Here is a 14,611-nt window from a genome sequence, read left to right as displayed (position 1 = left end):
TGAGCCATGCGCCCGGGGAACCGTCTCATCGCCATCTGTGCCGCCGTCGGACTGGGTCTGGCGAGCGTCAGTGCGTGGGCGGGTGAAGTCCGCCAGGTCCTGCTGAATACCGGCGCGACCGGCACCCGTGCCGAGATCTCGCTGGTCGGCAGTGGCGGCTACAAGACCTTGTCGCTGGCCGGCCCGAACCGGCTGGTGGTCGATTTCCCCGACTCCAGCGCCATACGCAACCTGAAGATGCCGGCCGCGCAGGGCGTGGTCACGGCGGTGCGTACCGGACAGCCGGTCCCGGGTACGTTCCGTGTCGTTTTCGACCTCGCGGAATCGGTGGCGCCGTTCCGCCCGCAGATGCAGCGCGAGGGCAATGAATCCAAGCTGGTGATCGAATGGCCGGGTGATGGCCCGGCCGTGGCCGCCAGCCGCCCGGCGACGCCGCCGGCCGCGCAGCCGCAGGCACCCGCTGCGGGTGCCTCGCCTGCGCCCACGCCGGCCGAGAGCGCGCAGTCGCGCACCGATGCCGCGCGTGCCACGGCCTTGCTGACCGCACAGGTACAGCAGCAGGCCAGCGCCACTGCCGCCGCACCGGCCACGCCAACCCCGGCACCGACCACCGCACCGGCCCAGGTTGCTGCGGCCGGCGTCACCGCCACCAGCTCGTCTTCGTCCTCGCCGGCCGCGATCCTCGCCGGCCAGCGCACCGCAGCGGTGGTGACCACGCCGCCGGCCACCGTGCCCACACCGGCACCAACGCCGGCGGAGCCGCCGCGTCCGGCCATGCCCAGCGATGCGTCGCGTATCCGCATGCAGGCCGGCATGCGCCACCTGGTGGTGGCGATCGATCCCGGTCATGGCGGCCAGGATCCGGGTGCGATCGGCCCGACCGGCAAGCGCGAGAAGGACGTCACCTTGGCAGTGGCGCGCGAGCTGGCCCGCCAGGTCAACGCCACGCCGGGCCTGAAGGCCTACCTGACGCGCGACAGCGACGTGTTCATTCCGCTGCCGATGCGTGCGCAGAAGGCGCGTGCGAACAAGGCGGACATCTTCATCTCGATCCATGCCGACGCGGCCGAAAACCGTTCGGCCACCGGTTCGTCGGTCTACGTGCTGTCGACCAAGGGTGCCTCTTCGCAGCGCGCCCGCTGGCTGGCGGACAAGGAAAACGCGGCCGACCTGGTGGGTGGCGTGCGCCTGCAGCAGACCGAAGGCACCCTGGCCAACGTGCTGCTGGACCTGGCGCAGAGTGGCTACATGAAGGCGTCTGAAGACGCGGCCGGCCACGTGCTGGGCGGCCTGAAGCGGATCGGCAACAACCACAAGCCGAACATCGAGCGCGCCAACTTCGCGGTGCTGCGCACCTCGGACATGCCGGCGATGCTGGTGGAAACCGCGTTCATCTCCAATCCGGATGAAGAGCGCCGCCTGATGGATCCGGCGTACCAGCGCAAGATCGCTGGTGCCGTGCTGGATGGCGTGCACACCTTCTTCAGCCGCCAGCCGCCGCCGGGTACGTTGTATGCCGCCCGCGCCCAGGCCGAGATCGACGCGGCCGGCACCATGGCCGGCGGCAGCAAATAACCCGCCCAAGCTGGATTGCCGTTTTCTGTAGAGTCGAGCCGCGCCCCATGACCGATGGGCGCCCTTCTGATGAACGCATCGCCATGCGCGCGGACCCTGCTGCTGGGCACGCGGCATGATCCATGCCCGGCGGACGACGGGCTGCTCCGCTATCATCGACCCATGAAGTCTGCTGCCCATCACCTCCCATGAGCGCGCCCGGTCCGCGTCCGATCCGGCCGTTGCCGGACATCCTGATCAACCAGATCGCCGCTGGCGAAGTGGTCGAACGGCCCGCGTCGGTGGTCAAGGAACTGGTCGAGAACGCGATCGATGCCGGCGCCAGCCGCGTCGACATCGACCTGGAAGAAGGCGGTGTACGCCTGATCCGCATCCGCGACAACGGCAGTGGCATCGCGCCCGAACAGTTGCCCCTGGCGGTGTCGCGGCATGCGACCAGCAAGATCGCCGATCTGGACGATCTCGAATCGGTGGCCACCCTTGGTTTCCGGGGTGAGGCGCTGCCGTCGATCGCGTCGGTCAGCCGCTTCACCCTGTCCTCGCGCCGCGCGCACGACGAGCACGGTTCGGCGCTGCATATCGAAGGCGGCAAGATCGGCGAGGTGACCCCGCGCGCGCATGCGCCGGGTACCACGGTGGAAGTGCGCGAGCTGTTCTACAACGTGCCGGCGCGGCGCAAGTTCCTGCGCGCCGAGCGTACCGAACTGGGCCATATCGAAGAGTGGCTGCGTTCGCTGGCGCTGGCACGGCCGGATGTCGAGCTGCGCGTATCGCACAACGGCAAGGCCTCGCGCCGCTACAAGCCGGGCGATCTGTACTCCGATGCGCGCCTTGCCGAAACGCTGGGCGAGGATTTCGCCAACCAGGCCGTGCGCGTGGACCACAGCGGTGCCGGCCTGCGCCTGCATGGCTGGATCGCGCAGCCGCATTATTCGCGTGCCAGCGCGGACCAGCAGTACCTGTACGTCAATGGACGTTCGGTGCGTGACCGCAGCGTTGCACACGCAGTGAAGATGGCCTACGGCGATGTGCTGTACCACGGCCGCCAGCCGGCCTATGTGCTGTTCCTCGAACTGGACCCGACCCGCGTCGACGTCAACGTGCATCCGGCCAAGCACGAGGTGCGCTTCCGTGATTCGCGGCTGGTCCATGATTTCGTCTACCGCACGCTGAAGGATGCGCTGGCTGATACCCGTGCCGGCATGTCGGCGCAGGAGATCGGTGCTGGCCCGGTGCATCCGGCGGATGCCGTGGCTGCAGCCACGGCATCGAGCGCGGGCGCCTCCGGTTTCGGGCTGGTGCGCGGTCCGGCACCCGGTGCCGGCTCCGGCGGTGGTGGTGGATTCTCCGGGTGGCGACCGCAGCAGCCACTGGGCCTGCAGGTAGCCGATGCACCGGCAGCCTACGCTGCGCTGTATGCCGCGCCGGCCGGTGCCGAACGCGGGGTGGCACTGCCACCGATGCCGACCGAGAACGGGCTGCCGGTGACCAGCGCCGACGCGGGCGTGCCACCGCTGGGCTACGCGATCGCGCAGCTGCACGGCATCTACATCCTGGCCGAGAATGCCGAAGGCCTGATCGTGGTCGACATGCATGCGGCACACGAACGCATCGGCTACGAGCGCCTGAAGAACGCGCACGATGGCATCGGCCTGCAGTCGCAGCCGCTGCTGGTGCCGATCACGCTGGCGGTGGGCGAGCGCGAGGCCGATACCGCCGAAAGCGAAGCCGAAACCCTGGCGGCGCTCGGCTTCGAGGTGACCCGTGCTGGCCCCGGTTCGCTGCACGTGCGCAGCATTCCGGCACTGCTGGCGCATGCCGAACCGGAAGGGCTGCTGCGCGACGTGCTGACCGACCTGCGCGAGCATGGCCAGAGCCGCCGCGTGGCCAGTGCACGTGACGAACTGCTGTCGACCATGGCCTGCCATGGCGCGGTGCGTGCCAACCGGCGCCTGACCGTGCCGGAAATGAACGCGCTGCTGCGCGACATGGAAATCACCGAACGGTCCGGCCAGTGCAACCACGGCCGACCGACCTGGGCCCGTTTTTCGCTGGCGGAGATCGACCGCTGGTTCCTGCGCGGACGTTGAGGGGAGCATCGATGCGTTATCGGGGAATGGCGGGCCTGCTGGCCGCCGTGGTGTTGGCCGCCTGCAGCCCGGCAACACCGCCGGCACCGACGGTCGCTGAAGATCCGGCCTACGCGGCCGCGCAGCAGCAATGGCGTGTGGCGCGCTACCAGGACCTGACCCGGCCCGATGGCTGGACGGCCCTGGTCGGCCTGCACTGGCTGCAGAACAGATCCCATTTCGTTGGCAGCGGCGCCACCAACGGCATCCGCCTGACGGTTGGCCCGGACAAGCTGGGCCTGCTGCGTCGCGAAGGGACGCAGTGGTGGTTCACGCCTGAAGCCGGTGTCGATGTCAGTCATGATGGCCAGCCGGTGCGCGGCCGCATCCGCGTCGACACCGACAAGGACGCGCAGCCGACGCTGCTGGCCTTCGATGGCGGCAAGGGGCAGCTCAGCATCATCCGCCGGGGGCCGCGTGACGCGCTGCGGGTCAAGCATGCCGATGCGCCTGCGCGGCGTGATTTCGCTGGCCTGCAGTACTGGCCGGGCGGCGCGGACTGGCAGGTGCAGGCGCGCTTCATCGCGCACCCGCCGGGCAAGACCCTGCCGATCGTCGACATCACCGGCCTGACCACCGAGATGCCCAATGCCGGCGCGGTCGAGTTCGAGCGCGACGGCCGCAGCTGGCGGCTGGAAGCGATCGGTGCGCCCGGGCAGCCGCTGTTCCTGATCTTCGCCGACCGCACCAGCGGCCGCGGCAGCTATCCGGCCGGGCGCTACCTGGACACCGATGCGCCCGCCGCAGACGGCACCGTGCGCATCGATTTCAACCATGCCTACAACCCGCCGTGCGCGTTCACCGCCTACGCCACCTGTCCGCTGGCGCCACCGGAAAACCGGCTGGACCTGCGCGTGGAAGCGGGCGAGAAGGCTTACCACCTGCCTGAAGGAGAAGGCTGACCATGCCGATCAAACATCTGTTCCGCGCCGCGCTGCTGATGGCGGCGTGCGCGATGGCGCCACTGGCCACTGCCCGTGACGCGCCGGGCACCACGGCTGCGGCCGCGACCGCCGCGGCGGCCAAGCCGCCCGTACCGCTGTTGTGGAAAGTCACCGGCCCGGGCGATGCACGCGTGTACCTGCTGGGATCGTTCCATCTGCTGAAACCGCAGGACTACCCGCTGTCGCCCGATGTCGAACAGGCGTTCGAAGCCTCGCAGCGGGTGGTGTTCGAACTCTCGCCGGAAGACATGCAGTCGCCACAGCTGGCCAGCCGCATGGTGCAGGCCGCGACCCGCACCGATGGCAGCGAGCTCAAGCGTGATCTCGATGCGGCGACCTGGCAGAAGCTGCAGGCCTTTGCCACCGAGAACAAGCTGCCGCTGGCACAGATGCAGGGCATGAAGGCCTGGTTCGTCGGCCTGAGCATTTCGGTCGGGCAGATGCAGAAGCTGGGCCTGGACCCGGCGCTGGGCCTGGACCGCCACTTCATGGAGCGCGCGCAGAAGACCGGCCGCAAGACCGCTGGCCTGGAGGACATCGATACCCAGATCGGCATGCTTGACGGGATGACGGTGCAGGAACAGCGGCAGATGCTGGCCGAAGCGCTGGACCAGGCCGGCAAGGCCGATGAGCAGGCGCGGCTGCTGCATGATGCATGGCGCCGCGGCGACGAACGCCTGCTGTGGACCAAGATGGCGGCGGAGATGCGCCAGCAGTATCCGCAGCTGTATCAGCGCATCAACACCGGGCGCAACGATGCCTGGGTACCGAAGCTGCAGCCGTACCTGCAGGCCGGGCAGGGCGGTACGCTGGTGGTGGTCGGCACGCTGCACCTGCTGGGCAGTGATGGCGTGGTCGAGAAGTTGAAGGCCAAGGGCTACAAGGTCGAGCGCGTGTGCACGGGGTGCAAGGCGAAACGCTGACGCATCGTTGGCGCGATGCCAAGCAAAACGGCGCGCCAGGGGCGCGCCGTTTTCGTATCAGCCGTAGCTGCCGCTCAGCGGCGGGTCTTGCCGCCGGTGCCGGTGCCCGGTTCGCCGGGCTTGTTGCCGGTGCCGGTGCCCGTTCCGGTGCCGCCCGGGCGCGGGCCACCGAAACCGCTGCCCATGCTGCGCTGGAATTCCTGCCACAGCTCCAGGTTGCGCTCGGTCAGCTGGTTCATCATCGCCCACGGGGTCTGGCCCAGCAGGTTGCCCATCTGCTGGCGGAACTGCTGCTGCTGGTCGAGGAAGACCTGCATGCTGCGCTCCAGGTAGTTGCCCATGAAGCCCTGCAGGGAATCGCCGTAGAAGCGGATCAGCTGGCTCAGCAGCTGGGTGGACAGCATCGGTTCGCCGTCCTGTTCCTGGTCGGCGATGATCTGCAGCAGGACCGATCGAGTGAGGTCGTCGCCGCTCTTGGCGTCGCGGACTTCGAAGTCTTCACCGTCCAGGATCAGCTGGCGCACGTCCTCGATGGTGATGTAGCTGGAGATCTCGGTGTCGTAGAGACGGCGGTTCGGATACTTCTTGATGATGCGGGTCGCAGCCATGAAGCGGTACTCGTCACAGTAGACGCGCAGCATGGCGCAGTGCAGCAGCGGTTGCAACCGCCCCAGCCCCCGCCAGGCTTGGCTTTCAGGGGCGATCATGTTGCGCAACAAGGGTTTGCGTGCTGCGCAACATGACTCTTGGCAGGGGCCGGCGGTGATCGCCGCAGCGCCCCCTGCGCGGCTCACCAGCCCATGTGGTGGCCGCCGTTGATGTCCAGGTTGCTGCCGGTGATCCACGAGGCTTCCTCGGCCACCAGGAAGGACACGCCATAGGCGATTTCCTCCGGTTTGCCGAGGCGTCCGGTGGGGATGTCGGCGATGATCTTGGCGCGCACGTCCTCCGGAACCGCCATCACCATGTCGGTGGCGACGTAGCCGGGCGAAATGGTGTTCACGGTGATGCCGAAGCCTGCGTTCTCGCGCGCCAGCGAGATGGTGAAACCGTGCATGCCGGCCTTGGCCGCGGCGTAGTTGGCCTGGCCGTACTGGCCCTTCAGGCCGTTGATGGAGCTGATCTGGATGACCCGGCCCCAACCGCGGCGGCGCATGCCTTCGATGACCGGCCGGGTGACGTTGAATACCGAGTTGAGGTTGGTGTTGATCACATCGTGCCACTGGTCCGCGCGCATGCGGTGGAAGGTGGTGTCCCGGGTGATGCCGGCGTTGTTGACCAGGATCTCGACCGGGCCCAGCTCGGCCTCGACGGCGCGCACCAGCGCTTCGGCGCTGTCCGGATCGGAGACATCGCCCGGGAAGATCGACACGCTGTAGCCGCGTTCGGTCATCGCCTGCTGCCAGGCGCGGGCCTTGGCCTCGTCGCGGTAATTGGTGGCGACCCGGTGGCCCTGGTCGGCCAGGCGTTGGCAGATGGCGGTACCGATGCCGCCGGTTCCGCCGGTGACCAGTGCGACGCGAGATGTCATGGAATGCTGTCCGGGTATCAGGTGGGGGAAGGGGGATTCTGCAACATCGGCGCGGAAAGTGCGCCGGCTGGCAACAGGATGTCGGCACGCGGCAGCCGCGCCGGGTCGAAGGCCTGTCGAGCGGCGGCCAGCAGCGCGTCCAGATCGTGTGCCTGCGCCAGCGCCTCAGGGGCTTGGCCGAGCAGCTGCCAGAGCTGGCGCAGCACGGGCAGCGGGCGCGAGCTGTCCACCGGCAGCGCCGCCAGCGACTTGGACAGTTTGTGGCCCGGGGCATCGAGCAGCAGCGGCAGATGCCAGTAGCGTGGCACCGCCAGGCCCAGCGCCTGCTGCAGCAGGATCTGCCGCGCGGTGGAATCGAGCAGGTCGGCGCCGCGCACCACTTCAGTCACGCCCTGTGCGGCGTCATCGACCACCACGGCCAACTGGTAGGCCCAGCAGCCATCCGCACGGCGCAACACGAAGTCGCCAACCTCGGCATGCACGTCCTGGTGCTGCGGCCCGCGCAGGCCATCATTGAAGTGCACGATGCTGCCGCGCGGCACGCGGAAGCGGACGGCAGGGTCCGGTCGTGGCTGTCGCGCAACGCAGCGGTGGTGGATGCCGCCGCTGGCGGCCAGTTCGCTGCGGCTGCAGTGGCAGACGAAGGCCAGGTCGCTGGCCAGCAGCACGTCCAGGGCCGCCTGGTAGGCCTCGCCGCGCGAACTCTGCCAGAGGATCGGGCCGTCGTGGACCAGGCCGAACGCGGCCAGTGCTTGAAGTTGCGCATCCGCTGCGCCGGGCACGGTGCGCGGCGGATCGACATCTTCAACGCGCAGCCGCCACAGGCCGCCATGATGGCGGGCGAGCAGCCAGCTGCCGAAGGCGGCAAGCAGGGATCCGGGGTGGAGCAGGCCGGTCGGTGAGGGCGCGAAGCGGCCGCAGGGAATGGGGGAGGTCATGCTGGCTGAATCGTCGGTCAGGTTGGCGCTTGAATTCAAGCTGACCACACCGCAAATTGACCGGTATCGACCCCTTCCAAGCCGGATTTTCCCATGTTTACCCGCATTGCCCTGTTCCTGGCGACCAACTTCGCGGTCCTGATCCTCGCCAGCATCGTGATGTCGTTGCTGGGGGTCAATCCGAGCCAGATGAGCGGCCTGCTGGTCATGGCTGCGATCTTCGGCTTCGGTGGCTCCTTCATCTCGCTGCTGCTGTCCAAGTGGATGGCCAAGCGCTCCACCGGTGCGGTGGTGATCACCGAGCCGCGCAACCAGACCGAGCGCTGGCTGCTGGCCACGGTCGAGCGCCAGGCCAAGGCGGCCGGCATCGGCATGCCCGAAGTGGCGGTCTATGACGGCCCGGAAATCAATGCCTTCGCCACCGGCGCCAACCGCAACAACGCGCTGGTGGCAGTGTCCACCGGCCTGCTGCACAACATGAGCGAAGACGAGGCCGAAGCGGTGCTGGGCCACGAGATCGCCCACGTCGCCAACGGTGACATGATCACCATGGCACTGCTGCAGGGCGTGTTGAACACCTTCGTGATCGTGCTGGCCCGTGTGGTCGGCGGCATCATCGACAGCGCGCTGTCGGGCAACCGCGAAGGCGGCGGCCGCGGCTTCGCCTACTACATCATCGTGTTCGTGCTGGAGATGGTGTTCGGCCTGTTCGCCACCATGATCTCGATGTGGTTCTCGCGCCACCGCGAATTCCGTGCCGATGCGGGTGGTGCCTCGCTGGCGGGCCGCCAGAAGATGATCGCCGCGCTGGAGCGCCTGCAGCTCAACCACGGCCAGAGCACGCTGCCGACCCAGATTGCGGCGTTCGGTATTGCCGGTTCGACGGCGAAGAAGCTGTTCATGAGCCACCCGCCGCTGGAAGAGCGCATCGCCGCGCTGCGGGCGTCGACGGTGGCGTAAGCCTCCGTACTTCCACGGTAGTGCAGGAACGCCTGGCCTCGCGCCGGGCGTTTTTGTTTGCGTGCCCGCGCATGGGTGGCGCCGGGTACGACCCGGCGAGAGTCATTTCCGCGACCGCGGAGGGGTGTCACTTTCTTTGCTCGTGCAAAGAAAGTAACCAAAGAAACACGCCGCCAGGGCGCGAGCCGTCGCTACGCGACGGTTCCCTGCGCTTCTCGGTGAATCAGGGGGCGGCGCCGAACTCGCTTCGCTCAAACATCGGCGCCTCTTCGCCCCTGATTCCCCTGCGATGCTCGGCTCGCTCTAGGCGGACCCAAGGTCAATTGCCACAGCTGCACCCAGTAGATCCACGCCATGCGTGGATGCTGTTGCCCTTGATCTTGATTTTCCAGTCCGCCTTGAGCGAGCCGAGCACCGCAGGTCCGGCGAGGGCGAAGAGGTGCGGGTGTCTGAGCGCAGCGAGTTCCCGTACCGTCCCTCGACGGGCCGAGGAGCGCAGGGAACCGTCGCGTAGCGACGGCTCGCGCCCTGGCGGCGTGTTTCTTTGGTTACTTTCTTGATGGCGCACATCCATGTGCGCCACCCTACGGGCCGGCTACGCCGTTCCACGCTGCTCCTGCAGCGCGGTGCACGAGCAAAGAAAGTGACACCCCTCCGCGGTCGCGGAAACGAATCTCCGTGCGCACAAACGAAAACGGCACCCTCGCAGGTGCCGTCTCCATGAACCGCTTTACACGAGATCTCAGAACTTCGCGTCGAACTCGGCAGCGTAGCCGGTGTTCACCAGCACCTTCTGCAGCGACTCGGCCACCTTCAGGTTGCCGGCCACGATCTGGTGGGTCTCCGGGCCACGGTTGTCCATGCGGCCCAGGGTCGCGCCCTTGAAGTCGCAGACCTTGCCACCGGCCTCGCGGACCAGCAGCAGGCCGGCGGCGATGTCCCACGCCTTCACGCCGGCTTCGAAGTAGGCGTCGGCGCGGCCGCAGGCCACGTAGGCCAGGTCCAGTGCTGCCGAACCGGTGCGGCGGATGTCCTCGCCGTGCACCAGCAGGGCGTCGACCGCCTTCAGCTGGGCGCTGGCACGGCTGCGCTCGCGCGGGGCGAAGCCGGTGTGGATCATCGTGCCTTCCAGATCCTTGCGGTCGGCCACGCGGATGCGGCGGTCGTTCAGCACGGCGCCGGCGCCACGGCTGGCGGTGAACAGTTCATTGCGCAGCGGGTCGAAGATGACCGCATCGGTCGGCTCGCCATTCTCGACCAGGGCGATCGACACGCAGTAGTGCGGCACGCCGCGCAGGTAATTGCTGGTGCCGTCCAGCGGGTCGATGACCCACATCTGGCGGCGCTCGCCCTGCACGCCACCTTCTTCGCCGAAGATGCCGTAGTCCGGGTAAGCGCGCTTGAGTTCCTTGACGATGACCTTTTCCGCGTCCGCATCCACTTCGCTGGCGTAGTCCATCCGGCCCTTCTGCACCACGTTCAGTGCCTCGAGCTTGTTGATGTTGCGCAACAGGACGTTGCCGGCGAGGCGGGCGGCCTTGACCATGACGGTTACGGCGGGTTTCTGCATGGCGTGGGCTCCCGGAAAGGCAGAAGAGATGGACTGGCGGGGGAAAAGAGCGGGTCCGGCGCAGTGGCCGGCCGCACAGTTTACCATTGGTCATCGTCCAGCTCGACCTTTTCCCTGTTCATGTCCCAGTTTCCCGCCGCCACCCGCCTCCGATTCGTCCTGGTCGGTACCCAGCACCCCGGCAACATGGGCGCTGCCGCCCGTGCCCTGAAGACCATGGGCCTGGCCCGCCTGGTGCTGGTCGCCCCCGAAAAACCGCTGGACGAGGAGGCTTTCCGCCGCTCGGCCGGTGCCGAAGACGTGCTGGGGGACGCCCCGGTGGTGGCCACCCTGGCCGAGGCCGTGGCCGATTGCCGTCTGGTGCTGGGCTGCACCGCCCGCGCCCGCCGCGTCCAGCTGGAGGAGTACCTGCCGGCCGATGCCGCCGCCCGTGCGGTGGCCAAGGCCGGCGAAGGGGCCGAGGTGGCGCTGGTGTTCGGCCGTGAGCGTACCGGCCTGACCAACGAGGAACTGCAGCTCTGCCACGCGGCGGTGCATATCCCGTCCGACCCGGAGTTCAGCTCGCTCAACCTGGCTGCCGCGGTGCAGGTGCTGGCCTATGAAACGCGCATGCAGCTGCTGGGCGCGCAGCCGGCCGCCGACGCCGAACCGGGTTTCCGCGAACAGGCGGCCAGCCACGAGCAGATGGAGAGCTTCTTCGCCCAGCTCGGCGACACGTTGGACGAGATCGATTTCCACAAGGGCCGCGCGCCGGAATCGGCGATGCGCAAGCTGCGCCGCCTGTTCCTGCGCAGCGAGCCGAGCGAGCAGGAAGTGCGCCTGCTGCGCGGCATCCTGGCCGACACCCAGCGCATGGCGCGACTGGCACAAGCGGGCAACAAGGACAGCTGACGACGTTCTCATTTTTTCGGGTAGTCTGTCTGGATACCCAGGGGGGATGAAGCCTGTGTCGGGTCTGCGAAGGGCAGTGCAGAGGGGACTGCTGAGCCTGGTCATGATCCTGCTGGCCGGGACGGTGCATGCAGCACCGGACCCGGTGCTGGTGCTGGGCCGGATCAGCGATGATCCCAAGGCCCATTACGAGCAGCTGCAGCCGTTGCTGGACTATGTGGTGGCACGCATGCATGACGTCGGCATCAAGGAGGGGCGGATCCTGATGGCGCGCGACCCGCAGCAGATGGCCAGCTATCTGCGGCGGGGGCGGGTCGACTGGGTCACGGAAACGTCGGGCACGGCGGTGGCGCTGGGCCAGCGCAGTGGCGCGCGGCCGCTGCTGCTGACCGAGCGCAACGGCGTGCGCGAGTACCAGACCGTGTTCTTCGTGCGCCGCGACAGTCCAATCCAGCGGATCCAGGACCTGCGCGGGCATCGCCTGGCCCTGCAGAACACGGCGTCCACCAGTGCCTACCTGGTGCCGGTGATGACGCTGCTGCAGGAAGGGTTGTCGCCGCAGATCCTGGCGGGTACGTGGGACATGCCGGGCCGGGACAGCGTGGGGTATGTGTTCGCGCGCAGCGAGTTGAACATCGCTACGTTCGTGCACAAGGGCGTGGTCGAGGTGGGGGCGGTGAGCAGCGTGGACTGGAACGACGAGCGACGGGTGCCGGCGGCATTCCGGCGCGACTTCCGCGAGCTGCTGCGCACCGAGCCCTACCCGCGGGCGGTGGAGATGGTGCGCGCCGACCTCGACCCGCGGGTGCGTGACCGGCTGCAGGAAGTCCTGCTGCAGGCGGCCAGTGACCCGCAGGCGCAGGGGGCGTTGCATCGGTTTTTCGGCACTTCCGGTTTCCACCGCGTCGATGCGCATGCGCAGCAGCGGCTGGATGAATTGAAACAAGGATTGACGCGCGTGCGGATGGAAGTGGAATGAAGTGGCTCGGCTCGGGAATGCAGGCCCGGTTCCTGCTCGCGATGGGCGGGGCGATGGTCGTAGTGGTGGCGATCCTGGCGGTGTTGCTGGGGCGTCAGGCGGCAATGCAGGGCGAAGTGCGCAACCTCAGTGGTGGCGTCATCCATGAACTGTTCGACCGCAGCGTGCGCAGCCGCGGCGAAGCGATGGCGCGCGAGCTGTCCGACGCGCTGGCCAACCCGTTGTACTACCGCGACCTGGACCAGGTTGGTGCGCTGGTGCGCAGCACCGCACGGCAGCCGGTCGTGCGCTATGTACTGGTGTTCGACGAACGTGGCCGGCTGGTGCATGACGGCTCGATCGAGGTGTCCGGTTTCGGCCAGCCGATGGCCGATCCGTTGGCGCCCAAGGCCGCCGTGGCGCAGGCGCTGGTGGTGCAGGAATCGCCCAAGGTGCTCGATAACACCATGCCGATCATGGTCGGCAACCAGCGCATCGGCGGCGTCCGCGTCGGCATGGCGCTGGACGAGGTGCAGCAGCGCGAACAGGCCGCCAATGCTACGCTCGGCGAGCGCCTGCAGCAGGTCGGCAGCCGCCACCTGGGCTGGCTGCTGCTGATGCTGGGCCTGCTGGTGGTGATCGGCGTGGTGGTGATCCTGTACGTGCAGCGCACCCTGGTGGCGCCGATCCGTGACCTGGCCGCCGCGGCGCGCCGCATCGAGGCCGGTGACTACCAGGCGCCGCTGGCCGAGAACACCCGTGACGACGAGGTCGGCGAGCTGGTGCGCGGCTTCGCCCGCATGCGCGATTCCATCGCCCGCCATGACCGCGAGGTACGGCGCATGGCCTATACCGATGCGCTGACCGGGTTGACCAACCGGCTGGCGTTCCGGGAAGCGCTGGACCATCGCCTGATGGCGGCGCGCGCATCCAATCATCGGCTGGGCCTGCTGTTCGCCGATATCGACGATTTCAAGCGCGTCAACGACACCCTCGGTCATGAGGCCGGTGACGAGGCGCTGTTGCAGTTCGCGCAGCGCATCGGGCGCGCGGTTACCGAGGCGGGCGGCGATGAGGCGCTGCTGGCCCGATTCGGCGGCGACGAGTTCGTGATCCTGGTCGGTGATGGCGACGTGGCCGCGAATGCGCGGCTGCTGGCCGAGGTGCTGGTGCGCGAACTGGGCAAGCCGCTGGTGGTGCAGGGCAGGGAACTGTTCCTCGGGACCTCGATCGGCGTGACCCTGTTCCCGGACGATGCCGCCGATGCGACCACGCTGCTGAAGAACGGCGACATCGCCATGTACCAGGCGAAGATGGCCGGCAAGAACTGCTATCGCTACTACAGCCGGGCGATGGACCATGCGGTCGAGCGCCGCGTGCACATGGAGCAGGAGCTGCGCGGGGCGTGGGAGCGCGGCGAGCTGCGCCTGGCCTACCAGCCGATCTTCCGCATGCGCGACCGCCGCATGGTCGGCGTCGAAGTGCTGCTGCGCTGGCAGCACCCGACCCTGGGCACGATTCCGCCGTCGGTATTCATCGAAGTGGCCGAGCAGAGTGGGCTGATCGAGATCATCGGCCCGAAGGTGCTGCGTGCGGCCTGCATGGAAGCCTCGCAGTGGCCACGGGGTGCGGGCGGCGACGATCTGTTCGTGTCGGTGAACGTATCGCCGCGGCAGCTGCGCGGCGGCGAGCTGCCGGCGCTGGTTGCGCAGTGCCTGCACGAGTCCGGGCTGCCGGCCTCGCGCCTGCACCTGGAACTGACCGAAACCGCGGTGATCGGCGACGAGATGGTCGCCGCGCAGCTGCTGGACAAGCTGCACCGCACCGGCGTGAAGGTCTGGCTGGACGATTTCGGCACCGGCTTCTCCGGTCTCAGCCACCTGCGCCAGGTGCCGGTGGACGGGGTGAAGATCGACAAGAGCTTCGTGGCCGACATGCAGCGCGATCCCGATGATCTGGCACTGACCACGGCGATCATCGCCATGGCCCACGCGCTGGGCATCACGGTGGTGGCCGAAGGCATCGAGCAGCAGGCACAGTTCGAGCTGCTGGCCCAGCGTGGTTGCGACCTCGGCCAGGGCTACTGGCTGAGCCATCCGGTGACCGCCACCGAAGTGGTGCGGATGATCGAATCGGGCGTCTGACTGTAGATCACGCCATGCGTGGATGGGAAGTCCAGTAGATCCACGCCA

Annotated in this window: 12 protein-coding genes; 8 read left to right on the top strand and 4 right to left on the bottom strand. The window is 68.1% G+C overall.

All coding sequences use genetic code 11. The features are described 5' to 3' along the window. Positions 1-6 precede the first annotated feature (6 nt). From DFO63_RS05045 to DFO63_RS05030, 4 genes are all read left to right on the top strand, one after another. On the top strand, positions 7-1,575 hold the full coding sequence (locus DFO63_RS05045; protein ID WP_119006542.1) for an N-acetylmuramoyl-L-alanine amidase: 1,569 nt from the start codon (positions 7-9) through the stop codon (positions 1,573-1,575). A gap of 188 nt (positions 1,576-1,763) precedes the next feature. Beyond that, on the top strand, positions 1,764-3,665 hold the full coding sequence (gene mutL / locus DFO63_RS05040) for a DNA mismatch repair endonuclease MutL (RefSeq protein WP_119006541.1): 1,902 nt from the start codon (positions 1,764-1,766) through the stop codon (positions 3,663-3,665). 11 nt (positions 3,666-3,676) lie between these two features. Then, a complete protein-coding gene (locus DFO63_RS05035) occupies positions 3,677-4,606 on the top strand; it encodes a DUF1684 domain-containing protein (protein ID WP_119006540.1) in 930 nt (309 codons plus the stop codon). A 2-nt stretch (positions 4,607-4,608) separates the two neighbouring features. Continuing rightward, positions 4,609-5,571 (top strand): TraB/GumN family protein, encoded by a 963-nt coding sequence (locus DFO63_RS05030; protein WP_101765819.1) that lies wholly within the window; start codon positions 4,609-4,611, stop codon positions 5,569-5,571. A 74-nt stretch (positions 5,572-5,645) separates the two neighbouring features. On the opposite strand, the gene phaR is transcribed toward DFO63_RS05030, so the two are convergent. The 3 genes from phaR to gluQRS all read right to left on the bottom strand — a co-directional run bounded on the left by phaR (position 5,646) and on the right by gluQRS (position 8,040). Next, entirely contained in the window at positions 5,646-6,179 is a 534-nt protein-coding gene (gene phaR / locus DFO63_RS05025; protein ID WP_041864232.1) for a polyhydroxyalkanoate synthesis repressor PhaR, read from the bottom strand. 182 nt (positions 6,180-6,361) lie between these two features. Next, positions 6,362-7,102 (bottom strand): beta-ketoacyl-ACP reductase, encoded by a 741-nt coding sequence (locus DFO63_RS05020; protein WP_014037880.1) that lies wholly within the window; start codon positions 7,100-7,102, stop codon positions 6,362-6,364. Positions 7,103-7,119: 17 nt separating this feature from the next. Beyond that, positions 7,120-8,040 carry a tRNA glutamyl-Q(34) synthetase GluQRS gene (gene gluQRS / locus DFO63_RS05015; RefSeq protein WP_119006539.1) on the bottom strand — a complete coding sequence of 307 codons (921 nt, stop codon included), beginning with the start codon at positions 8,038-8,040 and terminating at the stop codon, positions 7,120-7,122. Positions 8,041-8,133: 93 nt separating this feature from the next. Here gluQRS and htpX point away from each other — a divergent pair, with 93 nt between their 5' ends. Beyond that, positions 8,134-9,000: a protease HtpX gene (htpX, locus tag DFO63_RS05010; protein WP_049442768.1), complete on the top strand. Its 867-nt coding sequence runs from the start codon at positions 8,134-8,136 to the stop codon at positions 8,998-9,000. Positions 9,001-9,742: 742 nt separating this feature from the next. Here htpX and DFO63_RS05005 read toward each other — a convergent pair. After that, positions 9,743-10,570 (bottom strand): inositol monophosphatase family protein, encoded by an 828-nt coding sequence (locus tag DFO63_RS05005; RefSeq protein WP_005417749.1) that lies wholly within the window; start codon positions 10,568-10,570, stop codon positions 9,743-9,745. Positions 10,571-10,690: 120 nt separating this feature from the next. On the opposite strand from DFO63_RS05005, the gene DFO63_RS05000 reads away from it, so the two are divergent. From DFO63_RS05000 to DFO63_RS04990, 3 genes are read left to right on the top strand one after another with little or no spacing between them, the layout of a single operon-like run. Continuing rightward, positions 10,691-11,461 carry an RNA methyltransferase gene (locus DFO63_RS05000; protein WP_010486603.1) on the top strand — a complete coding sequence of 257 codons (771 nt, stop codon included), beginning with the start codon at positions 10,691-10,693 and terminating at the stop codon, positions 11,459-11,461. 46 nt (positions 11,462-11,507) lie between these two features. Further along, complete coding sequence (locus tag DFO63_RS04995; RefSeq protein ID WP_049442769.1) at positions 11,508-12,440, top strand: phosphate/phosphite/phosphonate ABC transporter substrate-binding protein; 933 nt, start codon at positions 11,508-11,510, stop codon at positions 12,438-12,440. Beyond that, on the top strand, positions 12,437-14,563 hold the full coding sequence (locus DFO63_RS04990) for an EAL domain-containing protein (RefSeq protein ID WP_014037876.1): 2,127 nt from the start codon (positions 12,437-12,439) through the stop codon (positions 14,561-14,563). The genes DFO63_RS04995 and DFO63_RS04990 overlap by 4 nt, the downstream gene beginning before the upstream one ends. The last annotated feature ends 48 nt before the right edge of the window (positions 14,564-14,611 follow it).

This window comes from Stenotrophomonas sp. AG209 (genome assembly GCF_003550055.1).
Classification (GTDB): Bacteria; Pseudomonadota; Gammaproteobacteria; order Xanthomonadales; family Xanthomonadaceae; genus Stenotrophomonas.
The sequence above is the reverse complement of the archived record's forward strand: the minus strand, read 5'-3'. Positions and strand labels throughout refer to the sequence as shown.

Excerpts from the sequence above, each read along its gene's own strand:
- gluQRS (WP_119006539.1), bottom strand. The coding sequence starts at position 8,040 with ATGACCTCCCCCATTCCCTGCGGCCGCTTCGCGCCCTCACCGACCGGC.
- DFO63_RS05045 (WP_119006542.1), top strand. The coding sequence starts at position 7 with ATGCGCCCGGGGAACCGTCTCATCGCCATCTGTGCCGCCGTCGGACTG.
- DFO63_RS05030 (WP_101765819.1), top strand. The coding sequence starts at position 4,609 with ATGCCGATCAAACATCTGTTCCGCGCCGCGCTGCTGATGGCGGCGTGC.
- DFO63_RS05005 (WP_005417749.1), bottom strand. The coding sequence starts at position 10,570 with ATGCAGAAACCCGCCGTAACCGTCATGGTCAAGGCCGCCCGCCTCGCC.
- DFO63_RS04995 (WP_049442769.1), top strand. The coding sequence starts at position 11,508 with ATGAAGCCTGTGTCGGGTCTGCGAAGGGCAGTGCAGAGGGGACTGCTG.
- DFO63_RS05000 (WP_010486603.1), top strand. The coding sequence starts at position 10,691 with ATGTCCCAGTTTCCCGCCGCCACCCGCCTCCGATTCGTCCTGGTCGGT.
- DFO63_RS05035 (WP_119006540.1), top strand. The coding sequence starts at position 3,677 with ATGCGTTATCGGGGAATGGCGGGCCTGCTGGCCGCCGTGGTGTTGGCC.
- DFO63_RS04990 (WP_014037876.1), top strand. The coding sequence starts at position 12,437 with ATGAAGTGGCTCGGCTCGGGAATGCAGGCCCGGTTCCTGCTCGCGATG.
- htpX (WP_049442768.1), top strand. The coding sequence starts at position 8,134 with ATGTTTACCCGCATTGCCCTGTTCCTGGCGACCAACTTCGCGGTCCTG.
- phaR (WP_041864232.1), bottom strand. The coding sequence starts at position 6,179 with ATGGCTGCGACCCGCATCATCAAGAAGTATCCGAACCGCCGTCTCTAC.
- mutL (WP_119006541.1), top strand. The coding sequence starts at position 1,764 with ATGAGCGCGCCCGGTCCGCGTCCGATCCGGCCGTTGCCGGACATCCTG.
- DFO63_RS05020 (WP_014037880.1), bottom strand. The coding sequence starts at position 7,102 with ATGACATCTCGCGTCGCACTGGTCACCGGCGGAACCGGCGGCATCGGT.